This is a genomic window from Pantoea sp. ME81 (assembly GCF_903970985.1).
Lineage (GTDB): Bacteria > Pseudomonadota > Gammaproteobacteria > Enterobacterales > Enterobacteriaceae > Pantoea > Pantoea communis.
This window is the reverse complement of record NZ_CAJCKS010000283.1, coordinates 1-4,297: the sequence shown is the minus strand read 5'-3', so window position 1 is coordinate 4,297 and position 4,297 is coordinate 1. Positions and strand designations below refer to the sequence as shown.

Genomic DNA, 4,297 nt, shown 5'->3' with positions numbered 1-4,297 from the left:
ATCAATCTCTTGTTTATGGGAGCGCAAATTCATGCGCTGCCAGAGAACACCAGTGTCACCGCACTGCCTCTCTTTACCCGCAAAGGGCTGCGTGCGCCGCATGGATTGAATTATGAGCATCCGCCGCTGCAGGCTGGGCATACCAGTGTGCCGCTCAATGTCTACATCTGGACGCCGTTGGGTTCGGGCGATGTCGCCGGACGTCGTCCATGGTTTGACCGCTGGGTCGCAGCGATTGACCATCGCGGTGAAGTATCAACCGGCCATACATCGTTAGAGATGGGTGATGAACTCTATATCAGCCTCTACCCGGTTGATGACGTTTCACGCAGCTTGCGCGGTTTCCTGCAAACGCTGCGCGCGAAAGAGGAGTTCGACGTTGAGGGTTGTTTACTGCCATCGCTGGAAAGTGAAATCAAAAGATGGTGCCGCCCTGATAAACGTCTGGTTCTTACGCACTACAATCAGGCAGCCTTGCGCAATTACTGGCGCGCGAATGCAACCGATACCCGCTATAACCTCACATCACGTAACTGTTCGACCAGCGTAATACAGGCGCTGGACGTTGCGACTGAAGGCTTGTTGGGTGAACACGGTTTGAAAGGGCTTTGGGTCATCCTCAACCCCGATTTTTGGTTGTTGAGTCTGGTACGCAGCCGCGCAGAAGGCATGACGTGGACGCCAGGACTGGTGATGGATTACTGCATTTTGCTGCGCCGTGTGCTGGAAACTCAACAGCGAACCAGCCGCTATCGCAAAATCATTCATCGTTTAAGAGTCGAACTGCTCGGCGCACGCATGGTCGTGCGCAGTTTGTTACGTTGACCGTTTTTGAACAGCATTCAGGCAAAACCATTCTGTTGCAGAATGGCTCTGGCCGCTGTTGTACTGATAAAGGCGGCAAGGGGATTAGCAGAGTGGGTGAAAGTCGCCCATCCATATTCCGCCTGAATGTTGAACGGTTCCGGGATGCTCAATACCTGCAAATGCGGATGATTGATTAGACGTGGAGCATAGCTGGCGTAGCCAATGAAGAGATCTGCGTGCTGTTGGTCGATTAACCATTGTGCTGCCAGTTCGCCCGTGGGGACAGCCAGGCTATCGATGCCACCCACCAGCTGACGCGCGCGCTGTTTCAACCTTTCACCGCAGCCTGGATAAACCTGTCCGATATTGTCAAACAGCTGCCAGGTGTAATCGCCGGAAGGGTCGCTTAACGGCGTCGATGTTGCCAGCCGCAGGTCGTCACGTTGTAAAAGTGAAAGCCAGGTGTCGTTTTCGGTGACAACGTCACGTCTGGCGGTCAAGCATAAGCTGTTAGCGGCAAATTTGCCGGTGTGCATTGCCAGACCGCGCTGTAACAGCGTGGCCGGGTGCTTAAGATTGGCGGAGGCAAACAGATCGCAGCGTGCACCTTGTTCAATCCTCTGCCGAAGTAAGCCTGCAGGGCCAAAGTGGGTGTCGGTCGTCAGGCCAGACTGATGATGAAAGGCTGTCATCAGATCCGGCCAGACACCGCGCAGACTACCGGCTGCCAGAATGTGCAGCGTTGTCATGATAGGCGGTCCGATAAAAATGCTGATACCAGCGATCAGCCTGCTGTTGCATATCAATATCGCGGAATTTTTCCGGATAGAGTTTCTTCGCCATCCAGAGCTCACCTAAGCCGATAGCTTCTGGCATTGGATAGCCCCAGGCTTTGGCATATTCCGGCATCAGCCAGACCCGATGATGCTTCACCGCGTCAATGGTGCGCCAGCGTGGATCTTGTTGGATCTCATCCACCACTTGAGGATAGCGATCCTGGACAAAAATCACCTGAGGATTCCACGCCACAACTTGCTCCATGCTGACTTGCTTGAAACCCTGAACGGTCGATGCCGCAACGTTGTAGGCGCCCGCGTGCAACATCATCAAACCGGTGTATTTGCCAGAACCATAAGTGGTGAGGTCCGGATTGGCCATGTAAGCACGAACACGCTGTTGCTCAGTTAAACCTTGCAGACGATCGCTCACCAGTTTACGTCCGGCAAACGCCGCGGCAATCAGCTCTTTGGCCTGTTGCTGCTTATTCACCACCTCACCAATCAAGGTAATCCCTTCTTTGATGCCGAGATCGTAAGCTTGATTCTCATTCTGCATGCTGGGGTTAATCTTGCCTTGTTCCCCTGCATCGTCATGGCGTAAGGAAATAGCCAATACCGGAATGCCCAGCGCCGAAATCTGGTCAATCATCTCTTTTGGCGCGTAGTTAGTGACAAAAACCACCTGCGGATGCAGCGCCACCAATTTTTCTAAATCCACATGGGTAAGATCGCCCAGCATGGCTTTCTGTGTCAGTTCAGGCACCAGCTGCGCGTAGCCATCACCCAACTGTTGCTTCCAGTTCGCGAGGATGCCGACGATCTTATCGGTCGCGTTGAGTTGCACCAGCAGGTTCAGCGTTTGGTGCTGTAGCACCACCACGCGATCGACCTGATCGGGAATCGTCACCTGACGACCAATTTGGTCGGTCACCACACGGCTGGCGAAGGTGTTCAAAGAGGTAAAGGTGAGTAAGCCCGCCAGAATCAGGCGGTTAAGCGTTGTGTTCATGAGTTATCCCTGCAGCGTAATGCAATGGATTATATAGCGCTAATTGGCAGGCGCCTATGACTCTTTCAGTGATACGCAGTCGTCGGACGACATGGCACAGCGTCATCTGCTACTATATCGGCCCAATTGCAGCGCGATCCGCTGTCAATTTTCACCTGTCAAATCAAAACAAAAGCCATCGGGCGAATCAACCTGCATGGCGGTGGAGTAGTGGTTGTTATGTTGCACGATGTAGGAATTATTAATGTCTGGACGTTTCTGGCGGGTGCGCTGGTGATTATTCTGCTGCCCGGCCCAAACAGTTTATACGTGCTGCGTACTGGGATGAGCCGCGGTGCTAAAGCGGCGTCTAAGGCGATAGCAGGGGTGATGATGGGTGATCTGATTCTGATCTTCCTTGCCTGGGCCGGTGTTGCGACGCTGATTCGCACCAGTCCGCACATTTTTATGGTGGTGAAGTATCTGGGCGCGATGTTCCTGCTCTACTTAGGCGTAAAAATCATTCTGGGTGCATTGCGCAAGCGCGAAGGTAACCAGCCCGCTGAAGCCGTTAAAATAGAAAATTATTTCCTGCGCGCACTGCTGCTGGGCGTGACCAACCCGAAAGCCATTCTGTTCTACGTCTCCTTTTTCATCCAGTTTATTGATCCAGCAGTCACTCACACTGCGCCTGCCTTTGCAGTGCTGGGCTCGATGATTCAACTGATCAGCCTGAGCTATTACCTGATTTTGCTGATGGCGGGCAACGTGATGGTTCGCTTTCTGAAAAACCGCACTCGACTGGTAAAACTGGGGAATATGCTCACCGGCATGTTGTTCTTTGGTTTTGCTGTGCGCTTAATGAGTGCACAAAGTTAATTTTATCCCCAGCGCTAATATCCAGGAAACAGCAGGAAAACCTGCTGTTTCCCTTTTCGGGTAGCATTTAGACAGCCATGATGCCTCAACCCAAACAACCAATCAGTGCCGCAGCGCACAAGCAATAGCCACCAAACAGATGCCAGCGATCATGCTCCAGCCAGCGGGAAAGCCAGCGTAGCGCCAGAAGTCCGGCGACAAAACTCAGTATCATGCCCACCAGGCTGGGCAGAAGCACGCCGCTGCTCACTGCGACCGTACCAGCAGAACCTGAACTGAAAGCACGCAGGCCCTCTTTAACGATCACCGCCGGTGTCAGCACCACGGCTAACGCAAAACTAAATTCTTCCGCACGTTTACGTGCCACACCCAATGAAAGACCGGTAGAAATCGTGGCGCCAGAACGAGAAAAACCGCGAAATGGCAGGCATAAACCCTGAACGAAACCAATACCTGCAGCGCTTAAGGGCGAAAGTTCGCCGCGATCTTTTTCTTTCAGGCGTGAAGAGAGGATAATTAATAAGCCTGCGGCAGCGAGACCACTGGCGATTATTTTACTGTTACTAAACAACGACTCTATTTCAAACGTGTCGGCGTTTGCGGCGAAGAAATATTTAATCAGCTTCATCAGCGCCAAACCCACTACGCCGGTCACTGCGGTGGCGAGAATAATTAAAAATACATTCTTCTTAAATGCACGGCCCGAACTGAAATAGGTCTCCCGCCAGTTATTCCAGAAGTAAACAATCACCGCGAACATCGTGCCGGTATGCAGCATCACCAGCAACAGCGTCATGTCCGGGGCCGCGGGGTCAAGGCCCAACAACTTTTCGGTCATAATGAC

The 4,297-nt window shown here is 52.6% G+C and carries 4 protein-coding genes and 1 pseudogene; 2 read left to right on the top strand and 3 right to left on the bottom strand.

The features are described from left to right. A pseudogene (locus H7A81_RS26230) lies at window positions 1–825 on the top strand (DUF4105 domain-containing protein); the annotation flags it as partial. 17 nt (window positions 826–842) lie between these two features. On the opposite strand, the gene modA reads toward H7A81_RS26230, so the two are convergent. Further along, complete coding sequence (modA, locus tag H7A81_RS26225) at window positions 843–1,556, bottom strand: molybdate ABC transporter substrate-binding protein (RefSeq protein ID WP_182059223.1); 714 nt, start codon at window positions 1,554–1,556, stop codon at window positions 843–845. Continuing rightward, window positions 1,525–2,595 (bottom strand): ABC transporter substrate-binding protein, encoded by a 1,071-nt coding sequence (locus H7A81_RS26220; RefSeq protein ID WP_166934597.1) that lies wholly within the window; start codon window positions 2,593–2,595, stop codon window positions 1,525–1,527. Before H7A81_RS26220 ends, modA begins: the two co-directional genes overlap by 32 nt. Before the next feature lie 219 nt (window positions 2,596–2,814). Between H7A81_RS26220 and leuE the strand changes: the two genes are divergently transcribed. Next, entirely contained in the window at window positions 2,815–3,453 is a 639-nt protein-coding gene (leuE, locus tag H7A81_RS26215; protein WP_058961387.1) for a leucine efflux protein LeuE, read from the top strand. A gap of 85 nt (window positions 3,454–3,538) precedes the next feature. On the opposite strand, the gene H7A81_RS26210 is transcribed toward leuE, so the two are convergent. After that, window positions 3,539–4,297, bottom strand: a 759-nt coding sequence (locus tag H7A81_RS26210) for an undecaprenyl-diphosphate phosphatase (protein WP_182059222.1), incomplete at its 5' end; no start/stop codon positions are given.

Excerpts from the sequence above, each read along its gene's own strand:
- modA (WP_182059223.1), bottom strand. The coding sequence starts at position 1,556 with ATGACAACGCTGCACATTCTGGCAGCCGGTAGTCTGCGCGGTGTCTGG.
- H7A81_RS26220 (WP_166934597.1), bottom strand. The coding sequence starts at position 2,595 with ATGAACACAACGCTTAACCGCCTGATTCTGGCGGGCTTACTCACCTTT.
- leuE (WP_058961387.1), top strand. The coding sequence starts at position 2,815 with ATGTTGCACGATGTAGGAATTATTAATGTCTGGACGTTTCTGGCGGGT.